Genomic DNA, 22,244 nt, shown 5'->3' with positions numbered 1-22,244 from the left:
TGTTTTTTACTTTCTCGTGCGGAAGGTTCTTAGACGGAAGGGGCTAGGAGGCGTAGCTAGATGAGATCAACAGGAAACAAAACAACTAAGAGACTTGATGTCATATCAAGTCTCTTTCTTTCATGAAAGGAGAATGAATGATGGAGACGATGCCAAATTGGTTAATGCAACGTGCATTTTTAACACCAGATCGCACTGCAATTGAAATAGAGGATGAAAAGGTTACTTTTATGCAGCTGCATGAAAAAGTAGTATCTGTTTGTGAACACCTTTCATATGTTGGGATAAAGCGTGGGCAAAAGGTGGCTGTTCTGATGAAAAATGGTATGGAGATGATTACAGTTATTCACGCCCTATCTTACGTAGGTGCAGTAGCTGTACTTTTAAATACGCGTCTTTCAAGAGAAGAGCTACTTTGGCAAATGGATGATGCTGAAGTTATTTGTTTAGTGACGGATCAAGATTTCGAGGCTAAAGATGTTCCTGTATATTCATTTGCCGAAGTGATGAATGGACCAAAGGCGGAAGCCTCTATACAAGAAGAATTCTCTTTAGAAGAAGCGATGACAATTATTTATACGTCAGGGACGACAGGGAAACCGAAAGGCGTTATTTTAACGTACGGTAATCACTGGGCAAGCGCAGTCGGTTCTTCGCTTAATTTAGGGCTTCGTGATGATGATTGCTGGTTAGCTTGTATGCCAATGTTCCACGTTGGCGGTCTTTCCCTTTTAATGAAAAACATTATGTACGGCATGCGCATTTTACTCGTTCCGAAATATGATGCGAATTTCATTCATAAAGCACTTCAAACGAGAGGTGTTACGATCATTTCTGTCGTTTCTAAAATGTTAACTGATTTATTAGAGATACTTGGAGGAGAGACATATCCATCTTCTTTACGATGCATGTTACTTGGCGGAGGACCAGCCCCGAAACCGTTACTCGAAACATGTGTAGATAAAGGAATTCCTGTGTATCAAACGTATGGTATGACAGAAACTTCGTCGCAAATTTGTACGTTATTCGCAGATTATATGTTAACGAAAGTAGGATCAGCTGGAAAACCACTATTTCAGTGTCAACTTCGTATTGAAAAAGATGGCGTAGTAGTACCGCCGTTTGCAGAAGGCGAGATCGTAGTAAAAGGACCGAACGTAACAGGTGGTTATTTTAACCGTGAAGATGCGACGCGCGAAACCATTCAAAACGGATGGCTTCATACTGGTGATCTCGGTTATTTAGATGAAGAAGGATTTTTATACGTATTAGATCGCCGCAGTGATTTAATTATTTCTGGCGGAGAAAATATATATCCGGCTCAAATTGAAGAAGTGTTGCTTTCTCATCCGATGGTAGCGGAGGCCGGTGTTGTCGGTATGACTGACGATAAATGGGGACAAGTACCCGCTGCTTTTGTTGTAAAAAGTGGAGAGGTAACAGAAGAAGAAATTCTTCATTTTTGCGAGGAGAAATTGGCAAAATATAAAGTGCCGAAGAAAGCGTGTTTCTTAGAGGAATTACCACGAAATGCTTCGAAAAAATTGTTAAGAAGAGAGTTAAGACAATTAGTGGAGGAGATGTAAGTGGAAATAAAAAAAGCGACACTTTATATAATAGAAATGCCACTCGTCATTCCGTTTGCTGCAAGCTACGGAACTTATGAAAAGCGTGAAAGTATCGTCATTGAATTAGAAGATACAGACGGGCACATTGGATTTGGCGAAGTCGTTGCATTCTCTGAGCCGTGGTATACGGAAGAAACGGTGAAGACAGCACTGCATGTACTGCAAGACTTTTTATTACCTGATTTATTAAAGGCTGAAATTTCTCATCCGAATGAAATGCCGAGTTTGTTCCAGCATATAAAGAGAAACCGAATGGCAAAGGCCGGAATTGAAGGAGCTGTTTGGGATTTATATGCGAAGCGTCAAAAGAAACCGTTAGCGACATTACTTGGTGGAACTAGGACTGAAATTGAAGTCGGTGTTGTAATTGGAATCAATACGATTCCGGTTATGTTAAAACAAATCGAGAAGTACGCGGAAGAAGGATACGAGCGTTTTAAAGTAAAAATAAAGCCAGAGCATGATTACGAATTATTGAAAGAAATTCGTAAAGAGTTCCCGCATATCCCGTTAATGGCTGATGCAAATTCAGCGTACACGTTAGCGGATACGGAGAAACTGAAACGATTAGATGAATTTCAATTGCTGATGATTGAGCAACCGCTAGCGGATTACGATTTTCTTGATCATGCACAGCTGCAAAAGAAAATTGAAACGCCGATTTGTTTAGACGAAAGTATCCATAGTTTAGAAGACGCGCGCGTTGCGATTACGCTTGGCAGTTGCCGCATCGTTAATATTAAACCAGGACGAGTGGGTGGATTAACGGAGTCGATTCAAATCCATGATTATTGTATGGAGCATAACATACCTGTTTGGTGCGGAGGTATGGTAGAGATGGGGATTTCACGAGCTCAAAATGTTGCTCTCGCCTCATTGCCGAACTTTACGATTCCTGGTGATATATCCGCTTCTAGTCGACATTGGGAGAAGGATATTATTTCGCCGGAAGTGATGCTTGAGGGCGGGAAAGTGATTGTACCGCAAAGCGTTGATGCTGAGTATGAGATAGATCGCGGGAGACTAGCAGAAATTACGAAGCAGCGAATTGTTTTGGAGCGGTAGGTTGAGTCTTTCAAATAGCAGGCGAATTTCGTCGTTAATTGTCGGTAAGTCGATATTCCTTGTCGAAACATCGATATATTAAAAAAATCGTTGATATATTTCAAGTTGTGTTCGATATATTTGAAAAATCGTCGATATAATTTCATTTACTAAGGTTACTCCCGCGAGTAACCTTTTCATATTGTACAAATTGGATAGACTAGTTTACAATCGAGCGTATATAAGGGGGAGTAATATGAAGCGCATTTCAATTTTAATAGCGGATGATGAGGCAGAAATTGCTGATTTAATTGAGATACATTTAGAAAAAGAAGGGTACCACGTCGTGAAAGCAGCTGATGGAGAAGAGGCAATTCATGTTATTGAAACGCAGCCAATCGACTTAGTGGTTTTAGATATTATGATGCCGAAAATGGATGGTTATGAAGTGACGCGCCAAATTCGCGCGAAGCACCATATGCCAATCATTTTTCTAAGTGCGAAAACATCTGATTTTGATAAGGTGACAGGTCTTGTATTAGGTGCAGATGATTATATGACAAAACCTTTTACACCAATTGAATTAGTCGCACGTGTGAATGCACAATTACGCCGATTTCTTACGTTAAATCAACCGAAAGTAGCGGAGAGCAAATCTGCTTTAGCCATAGGCGGAGTTGTGATTGATCCTGAGCGCCGAACGGTAGATGTGTACGATGAGAAAATTGAATTAACGCCAAAAGAGTTTGATATTTTATATTTATTAGCGAGCCATCCGAAGAAAGTGTACAATGTGGAAAATATTTTTCAGCAAGTGTGGGCGGATGATTATTTTGAAGGCGGAAATACAGTTATGGTACATATTCGTACGTTGCGGAAAAAGCTTGGGGAAGATAAAAGAAAGGATAAGTTAATAAAAACAGTGTGGGGAGTAGGGTATACTTTCAATGGCTAAAAAGATGAGAAGTTTTCGCTCGAAGATGGTTATGCTATTTGCGTTAAGTATGATATTAGCTGCTGGCATAACGTATTTCATTTATGAAGGATTACGGATTTATTATAAATTAGTCGTTCGTTATGAGGATCCGTTAGCTCAATTTCGTTCCATGGTAAGACAAATTGGGGATGTTAATTTCTTTTTAATTATTTTCATCCCTCTGTCCATTATGTTTTTCTTCTTCCTTACTAGGCCGTATTTAAAATATTTTGATGAGATTTCAAACGGAATTCATCATTTGGCGAACGGAGATTTTACAAATAAAGTGCGCGTTTCATCAAATGATGAGTTTGGATATATCGCAAGCGAAATAAATGTAGCAAGTGAGAAATTAAAGGAAGCAGTGGAACGAGGAGACTTCGCGGAAAGTAGTAAGGACCAGCTTATTGTTAACTTAGCTCACGATTTAAGAACGCCGTTAACATCTGTTTTAGGTTATTTAGACCTAATTCTTAAAGATGAGAATTTGACGAAGGAACAAATTAAACACTTTTCCACGATTGCTTTTACGAAATCGCAAAGGCTTGAAAGCTTAATTGATGAATTATTTGAAATTACACGTATGAACTATGGCATGTTACAACTAAATAAAAAGCCAATTGATATAAGTGAGCTGCTTATACAGTTAGATGAGGAATTATATCCGTTATTAGAGAAACATCATTTAGAAGCAAGGTTGAATGTTGATCCGCATTTACCGATTAACGGTGATGGAAAATTGTTAGCCAGAGTATTTGAAAACTTGTTAACAAATGCCGTTCGATACGGATATGATGGGCAATTTGTTGATATGAATGGGTATATCGATAATGAAGAAGTTGTCGTACAAGTTATGAATTACGGAGATAGCATTCCAGAAGAAGATTTACCGTATCTATTTGATATGTTTTATACAGGTGATAAGGCAAGATCAGAGCAGCAAGGTGGTACAGGCCTTGGGCTATTTATTGCGAAAAATATTGTTGAACAGCATGATGGGAAGATTTCGGCTGAAAGTAATGTAGTTAGAACAATATTTGAAGTACGATTGCCAAAAGACGAGAATGTAACAATTTAATAAAAATTTAAACTTTATCCCACTTTTTATTTTAATAGTTTTTTCTATTCTATACGTAAGTTACGTTAAGGAGGAACTAGAAATGAAAAAGTGGGTATTTATTTCTCTTTTTATAGCATGCACAATCTGTGTGGGCGTTTATATATCACCGTTATTTCAAAAGGAAATTGATGTGAAAATTGGCGGAGAAAATAGTGCAGGAAAGACTGCAAATATGGAAAAGATAGAGATTACAAAAGAACAAATTTATAAAGGGGATCTATTATTAGTTAATAAAGATTACCCAGTAAAAAAAGATAGTATTAGGTCTGACATTATAAATGTAAATCACAACAGTGAATTAGTAAGAGGTTATGTAATATTTGATAGAAATCTGCGTTTATCAAAGGATATTGTAAAAAAGTTTTTGAACGTTGTCGATGCGGCTGGAAAAGATGGCGTACAACATTTCTTAATGAATAGCGGGTATCGAGATTTTCAAGAGCAAAGTAAATTATATAAAGACATGGGATCTGATTATGCACTCCCAGCAGGATACAGTGAGCATAATTTAGGGTTATCACTCGACGTTGGTTCAACACAAAAGAAAATGGAGAAAGCGCCTGAAGGAAAATGGATTGAAGAAAACGTATGGAAGCACGGCTTTGTATTACGTTATCCGAAAAATAAAAGCAATATTACAGGCATTCAATATGAGCCATGGCATATCCGTTATGTCGGCTTACCCCATAGTGCGATTATGCAAAAAAAGAATTTCACACTAGAAGAATATTTAGATTTCTTAAAAGAGAAAAAAGAAATTACAACCGATGTGGAAGGTAAGAAATATACGGTTTCTTATTATAAAGTTTCCGGAAACATGAAAGTGAATGTTCCGGTGAATAAGCAGTATGAAATTTCGGGGAATAATATGGATGGGGTTATTGTGACGGTTCAGGAATAGAGAAAGAGGTTGTTCCGTTTTGGAGCAGCTTTTTCGTATATAAGAAAGGGATTGGCGTTTTTTGTCGGTAAATCGATATTTCTTGTTGAATCGTTGATATATTTTGAGTTACGGTAGATATATTTGAAAAATCGTTGATATAGTGCAGGTTTTGATAGATATATTCGAAAAATCGTTGATATAATTTCCTGTACTATCAGAATTTTGAGGAGTATCTCTTATTCTACTTTTAAACATTATAACGTTATATTTACTTCTTCCTTTTTTTGTGCTACTCTAAATATGTGAAAGAGATAAATAAAAATGAAACTTTAATGTAAGCGTATTCTTGGGCTTCTTATAGAAAAGGGTGGAAATACAATGACAGAACGATTCGTACTACGTAATGTGAAACGTGTGAACGGGGAAGAGATTGACATTGTAATTGAAAATAATAAAATCGCAAAGGTGACGAAAGCTGGTGCTGGCGAGGGTGGAAAGGTTCTTGATTACTCAGGTACTTACGTATCGAGTGGCTGGATTGATTTACACGTTCATGCTTTTCCAGAGTTTGATCCGTATGGCGATGAGGTGGATGAAATTGGCGTTAAGCAAGGGGTAACGACAATTGTTGATGCGGGTAGCTGCGGAGCTGATCGTATTGCAGATTTAGTAAAAAGTAGAGAGCAGGCGAAAACGAATTTATTTGCCTTTTTAAATATTTCTCGCATCGGTTTGAAACGAATTGATGAATTATCCAACATGGGATGGATAGATAAAGAGAAAGTAATAGAAGCAGTAGAAAAGTATAAAGATGTAATCGTCGGGTTAAAGGCGAGAATGAGTAAAAGTGTCGTTTGTGATAGTGGAATTGAACCGCTTCATGTTGCACGCTCTTTATCTCGTGAAACATCATTGCCAATTATGGTACATATCGGTTCAGCGCCTCCTCGCATAGAGGAAGTTGTACCTCTTTTAGAAAAAGACGATGTGATTACACATTACTTAAACGGGAAAGAAAATAATTTATTCGATGAAGAAGGCAAACCGCTACCTGTATTACTAGATGCCGTGAAGCGCGGTGTTCATTTAGATATTGGTCACGGCAATGCTAGTTTTTCTTTTAAAGTAGCAGAAGCGGCGAAGCGTCACGGTATTGCCTTTAATACAATTAGTACAGACATTTACCGGAAGAATCGTATACACGGTCCAGTGTATAGTATGGCTCACGTTCTTTCGAAATTTCTTTACTTAGGATATCCGCTAGAAGAAGTAATAAATGCGGTGACGAAAAATGCGGCAGAGTGGCTGAAGAAACCAGAGCTTGGCCGTATTCAAGAAGGCGATATTGCAAACTTAACTTTATTTACGGTGAAAGATGAACCGATTACGTTAATTGATTCAGAAGGGGATCAGCGCGTTGCTGAAAGAAGAATTGATACGAAAGGGGTTGTAATCAATGGGTCATTCATTGAATGCTAAGTACGGATTAAAAAGAGTGATTAATGCGAGCGGTAGAATGAGTATTTTAGGTGTATCCGCTCCGACAGATACAGTTATGGATGCGATGAAACATGGTGGACAAAATTATGTGGAAATTGCAGATTTAGTAGATAAAGCGGGAGACCATATTGCGAGAATTCTAGATTCAGAGGCAGCTGTCGTTGTAAATTCAGCATCGAGCGGAATTGCACTTTCTATCGCTAGTATCGTTACAGAAGGAAATCGCCGTAAAAGTGAAAGACTTCATCAAGAGGTCATCGCGAAAAACGAAGTGATTATGTTAAAAGGTCATAACGTTCAATACGGTGCTCCTGTTGAAACGATGATTTACTTAGGCGGAGGAAAACTTGTAGAAGTTGGCTACGCAAATGAAGGGAAAGCAGAACATATTGAAGATGCGATTGGTGAAAATACAGCAGCGATTCTATATGTGAAATCCCATCATGCCGTGCAAAAAAATATGATTTCTGTTGAAGAAGCATGGGAAGTTGCGCAGCGAAATAACGTACCACTTATCGTCGATGCGGCAGCTGAAGAAGATATTCAAAAATATGTGAAGTATTCAGACCTTGCCATTTATAGCGGTTCAAAGGCAATTGAAGGACCAACTTCTGGTATTGTCGGCGGTAAACGAAAATATATCGAGTGGCTGAAAGTGCAATTACATTGCATCGGAAGAAGTATGAAAGTTGGGAAAGAAACAACTTTCGGCTTACTTCAAGCGCTTGACGAGTACGGAGTAAAAGAAGATAAGAGTGAGCAAGAAAAAGAGTTATTACAAGTACTTATGCCGCTAAAAGAATTAAACGGTGTAAATGTAACGATCGTTCAAGATGAAGCAGGAAGAGCAATCTTTAGAGCACGTATTCACATTAAAGAGAACGAGTTAAATAAATCAGCAAAAGACGTCGTAACAGCATTACGAGAAGGGGAAATCGCAATTTATACACGTGATTACGGAGTAAGACAAGGATTCTTTGATATTGATCCACGTCCACTTCAAGGTGATGACATACATGTAATCGAAGAAAAAATGAGAGAAATTGTAGGGGGAAACTAAAATGACAAACATTCAAAAACGTTTTTATAAAGGCCGCGTAGCATTAAATGTATTAGCGAACAATATCGAAAATGCGAAAGACATTTTTGAGGCCGCAGAAGGTTATGTAGTTGTTGGAGTGTTATCAAAAGATTATCCAACAGTAGAAGAAGCAGTTACAGCGATGAAAGCATACGGAAAAGAAATTGATGACGCTGTATCGATCGGATTAGGCGCAGGAGATAATCGCCAAGCAGCAGTTGTAGCTGAAATTGCGAAGCATTATCCTGGTAGCCATATTAATCAAGTGTTCCCTTCAGTTGGAGCGACACGTGCAAATCTTGGCGGAAAAGATAGCTGGATTAATAGTTTAGTATCACCAACAGGAAAAGTAGGGTACGTAAATATTTCTACTGGTCCAATTAGTGCAGCTGGAGAAGAAAAAGCAATCGTTCCAATTAAAACAGCAATCGCACTTGTACGTGATATGGGCGGAAATTCATTGAAATACTTCCCAATGAAAGGTTTAGCTCATGAAGAAGAATATCGCGCAGTTGCGAAAGCTTGTGCGGAAGAAGGATTTGCATTAGAGCCAACAGGCGGAATTGATAAAGAAAACTTCGAAACAATTGTACGTATTGCGCTAGAAGCAAATGTAGAGCAAGTTATCCCGCACGTGTACTCTTCTATTATTGATAAAGAAACTGGTAATACGAAAACAGAAGATGTGCGTGAGTTATTAGCGGTAGTGAAGAAGCTAGTTGATCAATATGCGTAAGAAAATTGCAGCATTCGGCGAAGTCATGATGCGTCTGCAAGTACCAGGATATGAGTTATTGTCGCAAGCTAACACATTAAATTACTCCTTTTCTGGTACAGGTGTGAACGTTGCAGCAGCACTTTCTCATCTCGGTCATGAAGGCTTTCTTATTTCAACTTTACCGGAAAATTCTGTTGGGGATGCTGCGGTATCACATATTCAAAAGTTAGGCATTCGGGCACCGTTTATTTCAAGAGGCGGTAAATATGTCGGCATGTACTTTTTAGAAAATGGATTTGGAGCACGTGCAAGCCGCGTTACATATTCAAATCGATTAGAAAGCAGCTTCAATACGGCATGTGAAGACATGTATCAATTTGAAGAAATCGCAAAGGAAATTGATATCGTTCATTTTTGCGGAATTACACTTGCGATGAATGATACGGTGCGCCATCATATGAAATCTTTAGCGAAAGCAGTGAAAGAAAACGGAGGAACTGTCGTCTTTGATTGCAACTATCGTCCATCTCTTTGGGGAGAAGACGGGTATGAGCAGGCGAAACCACATTACGAAGAAATGCTAGCTCTTGCTGATATCGTTATGATGAACGAAAAAGATGCAATGTTCGTTCTTGGAATGAAAACAGAGGAGACAGAGCGAGAGGCGCAACTTGTTGATCTTATTCCAAAGGTTGCTGAAACATATCATATCGCTACAATTGCTGGTACACATCGCTCTATTAATAGCGATAATACACACTCGCTTCGCGGGTTTATATGTAAAGATGGTGCGTTCACTTTTGCAAAAACACTTACGTTTTCTGTATATGATAGAATAGGTGCTGGAGATGCTTATACGAGCGGGATTATTCATGGCGAGATAGAAGAGTTTGCACCAGAGAAAGCTGTTTCATTTGCGTCAGCAGCTGGAATGCTTGCACATACAATCGTCGGTGATACGCCAATGTCATCAGAGAAGGATATACTTCGGGCAATGACGGCATCAGTAGGTGATGTAGAAAGGTAGTGGGTGTAAAGGTGAACGTAACGAGGAAAAAAGGACCATTATATTTACAAATAAAAAATATTATTCGTGATCGAATATTGCATGGTGTATATGCGATTCATACGAATATTCCTTCCGAACCGCAGTTAGAAGAAGAGTTCAAAGTGAGCAAAATTACAGTGCGTAATGCGATTAAAGAACTTGCTCAAGAAGGATATTTAGAAAAGAAAAGCGGTAAAGGAACGAAAGTGATCCGTAATACTTCTGCGACAAAGTTGTCAAAGGGTAAGAAATTTACAGAAGTGTTAGTGGAAGAAGGATATAAAGTACAAAAGAAACTGCTAAAAGCAGAAATCGTTCATAATGAAGAAGGAACAGTGCCATTTCAATTATTCGGTAGGGAAAGTTTTCGTATCGAACGTTTATATACGTTAAATGATGCACCGTACATTCATTATACGCACTATTTCTCAGCACACATGGCAAGTACAGATTTATCGGACTTTGACTTGCAATCGCTTTACGATTTAGTTGAAGACCGAGGTATACATTTAGAAAACTTCAGAGATGAATTCGCTGTTGGACTTGCGCCTAGTTTCGTTGCAGAAGCGTTAGGTGAAAAAGAGGGGACAGCGTTATTAAAACGTATGCGCTATTCTTACGATGAAGTTGGCGAAGTAATTGAATATAGCGAAGGCTACTACAACACAGAAATGCAGCATTATGTAGTGAATTATGACGTATAAAAGGAGGGTATTCGCCCTCTTTTTTTATAAAGTGTTTCATTAGATTCATCCCGCACCAATTAGGTGTTTATTGCCTGCAAATACGGGATAAAAGTAAGGGGAATGAGAGATGGATATATACTTATTAATCGTCACGTTATTTGCAATCGCGATTGTTATTTTAGGGGTATCATGGTGGAAATGGCATGCATTTATTAGTTTAACAGTTGCGAGTTTATTTTTAGCTATCATGTCTGGATTGAATTTGACGAAAATAGTGACTGCCTATGAAACTGGTGTTGGTAGTGTACTAGGGCATTTAGTTGGTATTTTAGCTCTCGGAACAATTTTAGGAAAAATGATGTCCGATTCAGGGGCCGGCATGCAAGTGGCAGACTTCTTTATTCGATTTTTCGGTGTAAAGAAACTACCGTGGGCTATGTTATTTGCAGGATTTGTTATAGGAATTCCAGTGTTTTTTGAAGTGGGGATCGTCATTTTATTACCACTTGTTATTTCTATTCGAAAAACGACGAAGCAAAATATATTATTAATTGCGTTACCTGTTATTGCTGGATTATCTATTGTGCATGGGCTAGTGCCACCACATCCAGGGGCGATGACAGCAATCGGTATTTATAACGCGAACTTAGGAAAGGTACTTTTATATTCATTAATTATCGCGTTACCAACAGCCATTATCGCAGGACCGATATTTGCAAAGTGGGTACATAAAAGGGTTATACCTGAAAATGAACCAGAGCTTGTTCGAGTTACGACTGTATCAACAGATTTACCAAGTCGTAAAGTTTCATTTTTTATTATTTTATTACCAGTTGTATTGATGATTTTATCAGTAGTGGCACCATATATTTCATTACCAAAAAAGATAACTGAATTTTTTGTATTTATAGGAAGTCCAGTAATTGCTTTACTTATTTCATGTTTTGCAGCATTTTATTTACTTGGAATAAGGCAAGGAATTAATAAAAAGATGATTAAAAAATTAACGGATGACAGTTTATTACCGGTCGGTTCCATTATTTTAATTATTGGTGCAGGCGGTGGATTTAAACAAATATTAATTGAAAGCGGCGTTGGAACAGCGATTGCCCAAATGGCAGAACATATAGCGTTATCACCAATTGTGTTAGCTTTTATGGTAGCTGGATTAATTCGAATTGCAACAGGTTCAGCGACAGTAGCATTAACGACAGCAGCAGGGATTGTTTCACCAGTTATTCAGCACATGTCAGGTGTAAATTTAGAATTGCTCGTTATAGCAACGGGTGCAGGATCATTAATGTTTTCTCACGTAAATGATGCAGGATTTTGGCTTGTAAAAGAGTATTTAGGATTAACGGTGAAGGAAACGTTTAAAACGTGGACGGTACTTGAGACATTGTTATCATTTATTGCATTTGGTTTTGCGCTTTTATTAAATACTTTTATTTAGAAGATACCTTAATTGGTATCTTTTTTTTGATGAAGCCCATTTCCAAAAACAAGCCCGTTTTTAGGTAAGCCAAGCTTCCTATTCGCCCTGAAAACATACTATAAATGGAATCCCCTCATTTAGAGCAAGGTGAACTTGTTATGAATGATACTAAAGGAGGAATAGAGTAATGAGCGAAAAGTGTGAACACAGACATGATGATTGTAACCGCAGAAACCATGGTTGCGGAGGCGGTTTTGCGCTTCTAATCGTATTGTTTATTTTATTAATTATCATCGGTGCTAGCTGCTTCGGCGGAGGCGGAGGCGGTTGTGGTTATGGTGGTTACGGCGGTTATGGCGGCGGCTATGGTGGATATTGCTGCTAATTAAAAACTATTGAAAATAGCCTTGTGCATACTGCACAAGGCTATTTTATTCATATTTTTATATGCTGTGATAATTTATTAATGTACAGAGAACGGATTAAGAAGAAGAAAATAATCTCGATAATCCCGAAAAAGGTGAGTACAATCAATAACTCTTTTAGTAAAGAAAAAGCGAACATGCTTTGTAAAAACTTAACCGCAAATAACGTGTGAACACCAGCAACGATATAAGGAACGAAAAATAAAATTCCTAACTGAATCGTTGCAGAGCGAAACATTTCTGATTCAGTTAAGCCTAGTTTTGTAATCGTAATGTATTTTTGTTTTTCATTCGTTAAGTCGTTATACATACGGAAGTATAAAACGCTAGCCGCACCGATAAAGAAGATAAAGCCAAGAAATGCCCAAATAAAGAATTGAGCAACTGCATTTTCTTTATTATGGAGTAACTCATCAGTAGCTGTATAAATATTAAAAGGAACGGGAGATGCATGCTTATCGTCTTTATGTGCCTCATAATATTTTTCGGTGTCATTACTAATACTTTTTAATATATTTTTTGTTGGAATAATTGCATTTTCCCAATTATCCACGAAGTAGTTATAAACTGTAATGGTTTCAATATGAGGAATCATAGTATCGATTGCATAATCTTGCATAATAACTAAATTTGCTAATGCAAATGGTGGTGCTATTCCTTTGTTAATAAATCCCTTTATATAAAACTCCTTTTTATTGGATTCAAGCGTAATTGTATTTTGTTTTACAAATGGATTTGATACAAGGTTTAATAGCTCTGGTGAATAGCCAGAAATAATGTAAACTTCTTTTGAATCAAGGGTGATTGTAGGTCTCTTTAACTGTTTAGCAATTTCGTTATAATCACTCATTTTCATAATTGCAATCTCTTCTTTTGAAGCAGTATCTTTTAAAAGCGTAAATTTATATTTTTTATATTGAAAATGAGCATTGGAAAGTTCGGATTCAATAGTATTAACGTGCTTTCGTTCAAGGGAATGATCCCCTTCTAATTTGTATGTGAAGGGAATAGGATATCGCTCTAGTATCGACGTTTTCGTATTATTATTCGCAGCAAATAGTCCGATAATAATCGTAAATGCAAGCGCAGATAGCATAGAAACGATAAAGAGTACATTAATATTACTACGGGTACGAGCAACTAAATCTGAAATCCATAACATGTTTATTTGTTTCAAATAAAACTTTCTACGCTTCTTTAAAATATAGATAAAAAGAAGAAATGTTTGTGAAAAGAAAAAATATGTTCCGATTACTACGAGTGGCAAAATAGATAATATAATAAAGAAGACAGATCCGTTTTGCACATTTTTTTCGGTTACGTAGCCTTGTGGATAACCGGCAATATAATAACATAACCCTAAACAAGTTAAAGCAAATATCGAAATGAGTATAGACGGCCTTTTTTCGGCTGTCACTTTCTTGTTCCCTTTAATAAGGTGGACTGTTTTACGAGTCCGAATAAACATCGGTGTAAACGTAGAAACGATTAAAAATAAAATGATAAACGTTACGGTTGTCACGATAATTGCTTCTGTTGGCCAATATAAATAAAGGCCTTTCGCACTTGTTAATTTCGAAGTGACTAATAAGAAAAAGTTAGAAAATACAAGCCCACCTTGAATGCCGATAAAGATAGATAATATCCCGATTATCATGTTTTCAGTAAATAACAATCTTTTTAATTGTCTCTGTGAGATACCGAGAATCGTGAGTATCCCGAATTGCTGCTTCCGAACATTTAAAAAGGTCCCGATTGAATATAAGAGAAAGAAGAACGAGAACATAACGATAACGAATTGAGCTGTACTAGCTAAATTCATTAGAGGATCTCGATCTTGAAAGTTTTGTACACTTTGTAAGCGCGGATGATACGCGTATACAGTAAATGAAAAGAAAACCATTATAGAAAAAGCACTACTTACAAAATAAGCGAAATATGCTTTAGAATTACGCGAGACATTTTTAAATGCGAATTGCCAAAATGTCATCCACGTCTTCCTCCTAATAAGGCTAAAACATCTAATATTTCTTGATAAAATTTCTCGCGATATAGTCCGCGGTGTAGTTCGTTGTAAAGCTCGCCATCTTTAATGAAAATGACACGGTTACAATAACTTGCTGCAAATGGATCGTGCGTAACCATTAAAATGGTTGCATCTTCTTCGTTATTTAACTTCGTAAATAACTCCATTACATCAATTGCCGCCTTTGAATCTAAGTTTCCTGTCGGTTCATCGGCAAGTAGAAGTGATGGATGATGAATAACAGCACGTGCTACTGCGGTACGCTGCGCTTGTCCGCCAGAAACTTCAAAAATACGCTTGTCTAAAATATGATCAATTCCAAGCTTTTTTGAAATGTTATCAAGCTTTTCATCCATCTCTTTTAATGGAACATTATCTAACGTTAAAGGGAGTACGATATTTTCACCGATTGTTAATGTATCTAGTAGGTTAAAGTTTTGGAAAACAAATCCTAACTCTTGGCGGCGGAAAATAGCTAACTTCTCTCTACGAAATGTGTGCGGTTTTTTTCCGTTAATAACGACATCACCAGAAGTAGGTGAATCAATTGTAGAAATAACGTTTAAAAATGTAGATTTACCACTACCAGATGGTCCCATGATAGCAACAAATTCACCTTTATCTACATGTAAATTTATATTTTTTAAAGCAGTATGAGGGACTTTTCCTTCATAGACTTTTGATACGTTTTTTATGTGTAAAACTTCTTCCATAGTAATCACCTTTCTATTCGTTAAAACTTAATATGTTGTGATAATTTTTGCATATAGAAGGAACGAATTAAAAGGAAAAATATCACTTCAACTGTTCCAAAAATCATCAGTACGACTGTAATCTCAGCGAAGAACGAGAGATGTAAAACTTCTTGTAGCATCTTTGTCGCAAACATCGTATGGATCGATGCCATAATGTATGGAACAAAGAACAGAATCGCAAGTTGAATTGTAGCAGATCGTTTCATCTCGGATTCTGTTAAACCAATTTTTGTAATCGTCACATACTTTTCTTGCTCACTTGTTAAATCTGTATACATCCGGAAGTAAAGAACACTGCCAGCACCAATAAAGAAAATAACACCTAAGAAAGTACCAATTAAGAAGAACGAAGCGACATTGAGTTTAGTTGTGTATAGAGAATCACTTGCTTCACTTGCATGGAAAGGTGGGTGCTCTGCTTGAATTTTTATCTCGTCGTTATCAATCTTTTTTACAAATGCCGAACCGATGTTATTAGCTTTTTCCCAATCGTTAACTTTAAAGCTATATACACTCATCTGTTTTGAAGCTGATGATAATGTCTCGACATTTTCATCAGATAATACGAGTAATTGTGAGATTAAGCTATTTGGGAATGGATTATAACTTTTATATTCTTTTATGTGTAACTGTAAAGAATTTTGGTTCAGCGTAAGCGTATTTTTCGTTTTTTGATCATGAAGTGTTTCAAAAACTTGATTATCTAAATCTTTAATAAGGATATAAGATTCATTATTCTTCACGTGGAGATTTTCCCAGTTTAATGCTTTAGCAAGTATATTATAGTCACTTTGTTTAATTGCATAATAGAGCTGCGGTGTTTCTTCCGCCGAAGATACTTCATATATATCCGTTTTAAATTGTTTATAAGTAAATTGTTCTTCATTGAACTTTTGTTTTAACCAATTCAAATGTTCATCCGCTAACGTATTTTCAGTATGTGATAAATATGTAAAAGGAAAAGGATTTTCCCTTACTGCATCAAACTTTGTAAATTTCCCAAAACCGTATAAGAACGTAATCATAGTGAAAGCGAGTGTTGATAGCATCGCTACAATAAAGAGCATGTTAATATTTGTCCGAATGCGAGCTGCTAAATCAGAAATCCAAAGCATATTAATACGTTTCATATAAAATGTTCTTCTCGTTTTTAATATACGAATGAGTAAAAAACTAATTTGTGAAAAGAAAAAATATGTTCCAGCCGCAACGAGTGAAGGAATGACAAATATACTGGTGACGGCGTACAAAATTCCAATTACGTCGCCAAGCGATATGAAATATAGCGGATTTGCTGCTAGTACGTATCCAGATATTAAACATGTCGCACCAAATAGAGAGATGAGCACGGATGCTTTTCTTTCTTTTTGCTTTGTTCCTTCTTTTAAAAGACGTACAGCCTTTCTCGTCCGAATGAGCATCGGCGTAAAAGATGAAACGAGAATGAAGAGTCCAAGAAAGATGATCATAGTTAAAATAATAGCACTCGTTGGCCAATATAAATATAAACCAGGTACATGTGTAATTTTGGCGGTAACTAGTAGAAAGAACTGTGAAAAGACAAGTCCAAGTTGAATGCCGAAAAATATGGAAAGAACACCAATTAACATGTTTTCTAGAAATACGAGTCTCTTTAATTGTTTTTGAGATATACCAAGTACTGTTAAAATCCCAAATTGCTTTTTTCTTACTTTTAAGAAAGTACCGATTGAATATAGTAAAAAGAAAAACGAAAAGAATACAATAACAACTTCTGATATTGTCATTAATATGTTCAGAGCAACATTTACGTCTGTCATATGCAATTTAGGATGAAATAAATAAACTGCAAATGAGAAAAAAATTGCGATGGAAAACGCACTGCTTACAAAATAGGCGAAATAAGCTCTGGCGTTCCGAGTCACGTTTTTAAATGCAAACTGCCAAAATGTCATTCACCTAAGCCTCCTAATAGAGTGAAGATGAAAAGGATATAAAAGATACCCTTTTCCTGTACTAATATATTTATAAAACTTAACCATTCGTATACTCTGATAACTTTTGCATGTAAAAGGAACGAATGAATAAGAAAAAAATGACTTCAACGACTCCAAAAATAATAAGAACAGCTGAAATTTCTTTGAATAGTGATAAATCAATTACGTCTTGGAGCATTTTTGTTGCGAACATTGTATGAATGGACGCCATAACGTACGGAACGAAAAATAAAATGCTAAGTTGAATGGTTGCAGATTTTTTCATCTCTGCATCTGTTACACCAATTTTTGAAATTGCTACATATTTTTCTTGTTCATTCGTTAAATCAGTATACATTCTAAAGTAAAGAACGCTACCTGCTCCAATAAAGAAAATGACACCTAAGAATGTCCCGATTAGGAAGTATGCGGCACTTCCTGATGTAATTCTATATAATGAGCCTGCTGATTCATAGGAGCGTATAAGGGGTCCTTCGTATTGGAATTCCTGTCGATCTTTTTGTATTCTTTTCATAAAATCATCAGCAATTTCATACGTCTTTTCCCAGTTTTGTACGTTATAATTGTACGCTGCAACATGTTTTGTTGTATTTGGTAAGTTGTTTACAACAACGTCAGGTAAAATTAAAGTTTGATATGAAAAGTCAGAGGGAATGGCCCCTACTTGTTCATATCCTTTTACTTGTAATGTCGTATTTGTGCTAGAAAGTGTAATGGATTTTCTATTGTAGCTTGGCTCAAATTGGCTGAATAAGGTGAAATAAGCGCTACCTGTTAAGACATATGCTTCGTTATCGCTCATGAATAGTTGTTTCATTCGCAGGGAAGCTGCAAGTTTGTTATAGTCACTTTGTTTCATTGCATAGATGTCATTGTAAGTCGTTATACCTTCATCTTCTTTCAGTGGTGTTTCATATAAATCAGCCTTTAGTTTTTTATAAGAGAAATCTTCCTTTTGTAACTGCTTTTCAAGCCAAGTTAAATGCTCGTTAACAAAAGGATTTGCGTCATATGAAAAATAAGAAAATGGAAAAGGTGAAGTTCTCGAAACATCTAGCTTTGTAAACTTTCCGAATCCATATAGGAACGTAATCATTGTGAAAGCAATTGTAGAAAGCATTGCTACAATAAAAAGCATATTGATATTCGTTCGAATACGACTTGCTAAATCCGAAATCCAAAGCATATTAATTCGTTTCATATAAAAATTTCTTCTTTTCTTTAAAATATAAATAAGTAAGAAACTAATTTGAGAAAAGAAAAAATATGTCCCAATTGTAACAAGTGCTGGAATCACAAAAACACTTGAAACCATATAGATAACGCCTACTTGCGTGTTTATTGAGAAGAAATATTTAGGGTTTGCAGCTAAAATATAACTACCTAATAAACAGATAGCACCAAATAGAGAAATGAATATGGATGGTTTTCTTTCCTTTTGTTTCCCACCATTAGTTTTTAAAAGGTTTACCGTCTTTTTCGTACGAATTAGCATGGGTGTAAATGAAGATACAGCGATAAAGAGACCAAGAAATACAATCGTTGTTAAAATGAAAGCATTCGTAGGGGGATATAAATATATCCCTGGTAGATGTGTAATTTTCGCTGTCACTAATAAGAAAAATTGTGAAAATACAAATCCAAACTGCATACCGAAAAAGATAGATAAAATACCAATTAACATATTTTCAGTGAAAACGAGTCGATGTAATTGTTTTTTTGATATACCTAAAATAGTTAAAATACCAAATTGCTTTTTACGAACTTTTAAAAACGATCCGATTGAATAGAGTAGAAAAAAGAACGAGAACAAAACAATAACAACTTCTGAAAAAATCATTAATCCTGAAATTTCAGAGATCATAGTGGGATTTTGTAATTTCGGATGAAACAAATAAACAGCAAAGGAAAAGAAAACAGCAATTGAAAACGAACTGCTTACGAAATAAGCAAAATAAGCTCTTGAGTTGCGCGTTACATTTTTAAACGCGAATTGCCAAAATGTCATAGACTATACCTCCAAATAGAAGATATAGAAGTAGTTTTATTGCAAAAAATGTATGAGAGTAAGTTCTCATACATTTTGCTAGCATATGTCACGATCATGCTTCGGTCACCTTCTCCGTATGTTCTGCTTGATTACTTGCAGCGTTGTGGAAGATGATCTTAATCGTCGTTCCTTTACCAACTTCAGAATCTAGTTTGACAGAGTGACCTAAATAATCACAAATTTTACTTACAATATAAAGTCCCATACCAGTAGATTCTCCAAATGTACGACCGTTTTTCCCAGTGTAAAACGGTTCAAATACTCTTCGAATATCTTCTTGCGGAATACCAACACCTTCATCACGAACTTCTAAAATAATATCTTTTCCGTTTCGGTAAGCAGATAAGAACACTTTCTTTCCGCGCTCACCAGAGTAACGAACAGCATTCGTCATTAACTGATAGATGATAAATTTTAGCCATTTCGCATCAGAAGCAACTTTTAAATCAGAATGAACTTCTAAAACAGGGAAGACTCCGTTACGAATGAATAGTTCTTTTAGGCCGTTAATATTTTTTGTTACCGTATCTTTTAATGAAATTGTTTCGACATGGAAATCTTCATGGAAGTTATTTAATCTTGCCATATATAAAGCCATATCAAGCCCTTGATTCAGACGATCTAATTCCTGTTTAAACTTTGGAATTAAATGTTCGTCTTCCATTTCTAGCACCATAAGCTGCATAACGGACACAGGTGTCTTCATTTGATGCACCCAGTGGTTAATGAATAATTGATGTTCTTGTTGTTTTACTTCATACGATTGTAGTTCTTTTTGGAATAGACGATACTGCGTACGCACGAGTTCATTTACACCATGAGGCATCGGAGCGGTTGCTCTTTCAATAAAAGCATCTTCCATTTTTTCTGGTTGCTCACTTAATCTATGGTACATTCTACGATTGCGAACATAACGATAAGCGAGGAAACAAATGAATAAATACAAACTTAAAACGACGAAGTAAAATTTATTATTTTGAAATCCATCTACTGCATCATAAAGAACGAAGATGATACCGAAGTTTAATACGTACAGTAGAAAAAATGCAAAATGATCACGTAAAAATAGCTTCATGCTTATTCACTCCAAGTTGCGTTAAAACGATACCCAAGTCCACGTACTGTTTCAATAGCATTTTCAATACCAAGCTCATTGAATTTCTTACGAAGACGCGTAATGTTTACGTTTAATGTATTTTCCTCAACGAAACTTTCGTCATCCCATAGGGCAGCTAATAAATCTTCACGGCTCGCTGTACGAGGGAATTTAGATAATAACATTTCTGCTAAAATAGCTTCTTTTTTCGTTAAAAGAACTTGCTCAGCACCGAAATGGATTTCTGGGCGTTCTGGGAATAGTTTTAAACCTTCCACTTCAACGATACGTTCAGAAATATTTGGCGCATAATCACCGTAAATACGACGTAATTGACCTTTAATTTTCGCCATTACAACGTCGTAGTGGAAAGGTTTTGTAATATAATCATCCGCACCGCTTTCAATCGCCATAATTTGTTCCATTTCGCCAGCACGCGCTGAAATGAAAATAATTGGACAAGTAGATTCATGACGAATTTGACGGCACCAGTAGAATCCATCGAATTTCGGTAAGTTTACATCAAGTAAAACAAGATGTGGTTTCACTGCATTAAACGATTCCATAATATCATCGAAATTCTCTGCAACAACAGCTTCATAGCCATATTTTTGAATGTGAGATTGTAGTAATGATGAAATATTTGGATCGTCTTCAACGATTAAAATTTTATACATATGTATATTCCTCCTAAAAAAACAATTGTAGCTATAGTGTATCATGTGTTTCAAGTCTTTTCATTATGTTGAAAGATAAGCTAGTAAACAGTATGGGTCAAAAGCGTGAAAAGTAAAAAGGGCGCATGTCTAATTGACAATTAATTGGAAATTGTTTAATATTTAGATAAATATCTAAATGTCTAATTAGTGAAAGGAAGAAAGACATTGAATCAAGCATTCAAAGCATTAGCAGACCCAACAAGGCGAAAAATTTTGGACTTATTAAAAGAAAGTGATCTAACTGCTGGTGAGATTGCTGAACATTTCAATATGACAAAGCCAAGTATTTCACACCACTTAAACGCACTTAAAAATGCTGAACTTATTCAAGATGAAAAAAAGGGGCAATTCGTTATGTACTCTTTAAACACAACTGTATTTCAAGATTTATTGACTTGGGTGTTTACATTTACGAATAAGGGGGAAGAGGGGAAATGAAGAAGCATATATTTCCGTTATTATTAATTGCTTTAACGATTATTGCATGGTGTGTCGCGTGGCCCCATTTACCAGGTGAAGTTCCGAGCCATTGGAACATTGATGGTGAGGTAAATGGGCATATGTCAAAAATGGGAATGTTGATTTTTGATGTAGCAATTATGATTTTTATATATGCATTAGTAACTGTATTGCCTAAGATAGATCCAAAGTACGATAACTATAAAAAATTTCCTAAAGCACTTGGAAGGATCAATGGAGCAATTTTATTTTTTTTATTTACTATTAATATGATGACACTAGCAAATGCTTTAGGATATAACATTCCAATTGGAATCGTTGTGAATATAATGGTCGGTATTCTCTTCGTCGTGCTCGGCAATTATATGCAGCAATGTAAACCAAATTTCTTCATAGGTATAAAAACACCGTGGACGTTAAGTAGTGAGGAAGTGTGGAGAAAAACACATCGCTTAGGATCAAAGATTATGATGATTGGCGGTATTGTAATTACGATTTCGGCGTTTCTACCGGGAATGTGGAAAATGATTAGTTTGTTAAGTGTTGTAGTCGTACTGGTTGTTGGTACGATGGTGTATTCCTATATCGCTTATAAAAAGGAACTAAAAATGTAAAACAA

Annotated in this window: 20 protein-coding genes; 14 read left to right on the top strand and 6 right to left on the bottom strand. The window is 36.2% G+C overall.

Annotated features, from left to right (window positions below; translation table 11 throughout):
- Positions 1 to 140: 140 nt before the first annotated feature.
- The 12 genes from DN392_RS00635 to DN392_RS00580 all read left to right on the top strand — a co-directional run bounded on the left by DN392_RS00635 (position 141) and on the right by DN392_RS00580 (position 12,504).
- The gene (locus DN392_RS00635; RefSeq protein ID WP_000449564.1) at positions 141 to 1,586 is read left to right on the top strand and encodes an o-succinylbenzoate--CoA ligase; all 1,446 of its coding nucleotides are present in this window, start codon (positions 141 to 143) and stop codon (positions 1,584 to 1,586) included.
- A complete protein-coding gene (gene menC / locus DN392_RS00630; RefSeq protein WP_000403297.1) occupies positions 1,587 to 2,693 on the top strand; it encodes an o-succinylbenzoate synthase in 1,107 nt (368 codons plus the stop codon).
- A 235-nt stretch (positions 2,694 to 2,928) separates the two neighbouring features.
- Entirely contained in the window at positions 2,929 to 3,627 is a 699-nt protein-coding gene (locus DN392_RS00625) for a response regulator transcription factor (protein WP_000822500.1), read from the top strand.
- Complete coding sequence (locus DN392_RS00620) at positions 3,620 to 4,726, top strand: sensor histidine kinase (protein ID WP_088321320.1); 1,107 nt, start codon at positions 3,620 to 3,622, stop codon at positions 4,724 to 4,726. The genes DN392_RS00625 and DN392_RS00620 overlap by 8 nt, the downstream gene beginning before the upstream one ends.
- 82 nt (positions 4,727 to 4,808) lie before the next feature.
- Positions 4,809 to 5,669, top strand: coding sequence for a M15 family metallopeptidase (locus DN392_RS00615; protein ID WP_088321321.1), 861 nt, complete (start codon positions 4,809 to 4,811; stop codon positions 5,667 to 5,669).
- Positions 5,670 to 6,029: 360 nt separating this feature from the next.
- Positions 6,030 to 7,130, top strand: coding sequence for an amidohydrolase/deacetylase family metallohydrolase (locus DN392_RS00610; protein WP_064469212.1), 1,101 nt, complete (start codon positions 6,030 to 6,032; stop codon positions 7,128 to 7,130).
- Positions 7,108 to 8,211 (top strand): DgaE family pyridoxal phosphate-dependent ammonia lyase, encoded by a 1,104-nt coding sequence (locus DN392_RS00605; protein ID WP_064056398.1) that lies wholly within the window; start codon positions 7,108 to 7,110, stop codon positions 8,209 to 8,211. Before DN392_RS00610 ends, DN392_RS00605 begins: the two co-directional genes overlap by 23 nt.
- Before the next feature lies 1 nt (position 8,212).
- Entirely contained in the window at positions 8,213 to 8,968 is a 756-nt protein-coding gene (gene dagF, locus DN392_RS00600; protein WP_000181913.1) for a 2-dehydro-3-deoxy-phosphogluconate aldolase, read from the top strand.
- Entirely contained in the window at positions 8,961 to 9,977 is a 1,017-nt protein-coding gene (locus DN392_RS00595; protein ID WP_061673087.1) for a sugar kinase, read from the top strand. Before dagF ends, DN392_RS00595 begins: the two co-directional genes overlap by 8 nt.
- Entirely contained in the window at positions 9,977 to 10,702 is a 726-nt protein-coding gene (locus tag DN392_RS00590; RefSeq protein WP_088321322.1) for a GntR family transcriptional regulator, read from the top strand. Before DN392_RS00595 ends, DN392_RS00590 begins: the two co-directional genes overlap by 1 nt.
- A gap of 109 nt (positions 10,703 to 10,811) precedes the next feature.
- A complete protein-coding gene (gntP, locus tag DN392_RS00585; RefSeq protein ID WP_000356137.1) occupies positions 10,812 to 12,137 on the top strand; it encodes a gluconate permease GntP in 1,326 nt (441 codons plus the stop codon).
- Between the two features lie 169 nt (positions 12,138 to 12,306).
- Positions 12,307 to 12,504: a YjcZ family sporulation protein gene (locus tag DN392_RS00580; RefSeq protein WP_001290407.1), complete on the top strand. Its 198-nt coding sequence runs from the start codon at positions 12,307 to 12,309 to the stop codon at positions 12,502 to 12,504.
- 50 nt (positions 12,505 to 12,554) lie between these two features.
- Here the strand turns inward: DN392_RS00580 and DN392_RS00575 are convergent, their stop codons facing one another.
- The 6 genes from DN392_RS00575 to DN392_RS00550 all read right to left on the bottom strand — a co-directional run bounded on the left by DN392_RS00575 (position 12,555) and on the right by DN392_RS00550 (position 21,124).
- The gene (locus DN392_RS00575; RefSeq protein ID WP_064056395.1) at positions 12,555 to 14,534 is read right to left on the bottom strand and encodes an FtsX-like permease family protein; all 1,980 of its coding nucleotides are present in this window, start codon (positions 14,532 to 14,534) and stop codon (positions 12,555 to 12,557) included.
- Positions 14,531 to 15,283 (bottom strand): ABC transporter ATP-binding protein, encoded by a 753-nt coding sequence (locus DN392_RS00570; RefSeq protein ID WP_064056394.1) that lies wholly within the window; start codon positions 15,281 to 15,283, stop codon positions 14,531 to 14,533. The genes DN392_RS00575 and DN392_RS00570 overlap by 4 nt, the downstream gene beginning before the upstream one ends.
- Before the next feature lie 20 nt (positions 15,284 to 15,303).
- On the bottom strand, positions 15,304 to 17,259 hold the full coding sequence (locus tag DN392_RS00565) for an ABC transporter permease (RefSeq protein ID WP_088321323.1): 1,956 nt from the start codon (positions 17,257 to 17,259) through the stop codon (positions 15,304 to 15,306).
- A gap of 79 nt (positions 17,260 to 17,338) precedes the next feature.
- The gene (locus DN392_RS00560; protein WP_064056392.1) at positions 17,339 to 19,309 is read right to left on the bottom strand and encodes an FtsX-like permease family protein; all 1,971 of its coding nucleotides are present in this window, start codon (positions 19,307 to 19,309) and stop codon (positions 17,339 to 17,341) included.
- A 94-nt stretch (positions 19,310 to 19,403) separates the two neighbouring features.
- Positions 19,404 to 20,426 (bottom strand): sensor histidine kinase, encoded by a 1,023-nt coding sequence (locus tag DN392_RS00555; RefSeq protein ID WP_000765354.1) that lies wholly within the window; start codon positions 20,424 to 20,426, stop codon positions 19,404 to 19,406.
- Positions 20,427 to 20,428: 2 nt separating this feature from the next.
- Entirely contained in the window at positions 20,429 to 21,124 is a 696-nt protein-coding gene (locus DN392_RS00550; RefSeq protein WP_000276736.1) for a response regulator transcription factor, read from the bottom strand.
- 207 nt (positions 21,125 to 21,331) lie between these two features.
- Between DN392_RS00550 and DN392_RS00545 the strand changes: the two genes are divergently transcribed.
- Positions 21,332 to 21,604: an autorepressor SdpR family transcription factor gene (locus DN392_RS00545; RefSeq protein ID WP_064056391.1), complete on the top strand. Its 273-nt coding sequence runs from the start codon at positions 21,332 to 21,334 to the stop codon at positions 21,602 to 21,604.
- Positions 21,601 to 22,239 carry an SdpI family protein gene (locus DN392_RS00540; RefSeq protein WP_064449162.1) on the top strand — a complete coding sequence of 213 codons (639 nt, stop codon included), beginning with the start codon at positions 21,601 to 21,603 and terminating at the stop codon, positions 22,237 to 22,239. Before DN392_RS00545 ends, DN392_RS00540 begins: the two co-directional genes overlap by 4 nt.
- Positions 22,240 to 22,244 lie beyond the last annotated feature (5 nt).

Origin of the sequence: Bacillus sp. BB51/4 (assembly GCF_008368845.1) — a bacterium.
In the GTDB taxonomy this organism is placed as follows: Bacteria; Bacillota; Bacilli; order Bacillales; family Bacillaceae_G; genus Bacillus_A; species Bacillus_A wiedmannii.
This window is presented reverse-complemented; position numbering and strand designations above follow the sequence as displayed.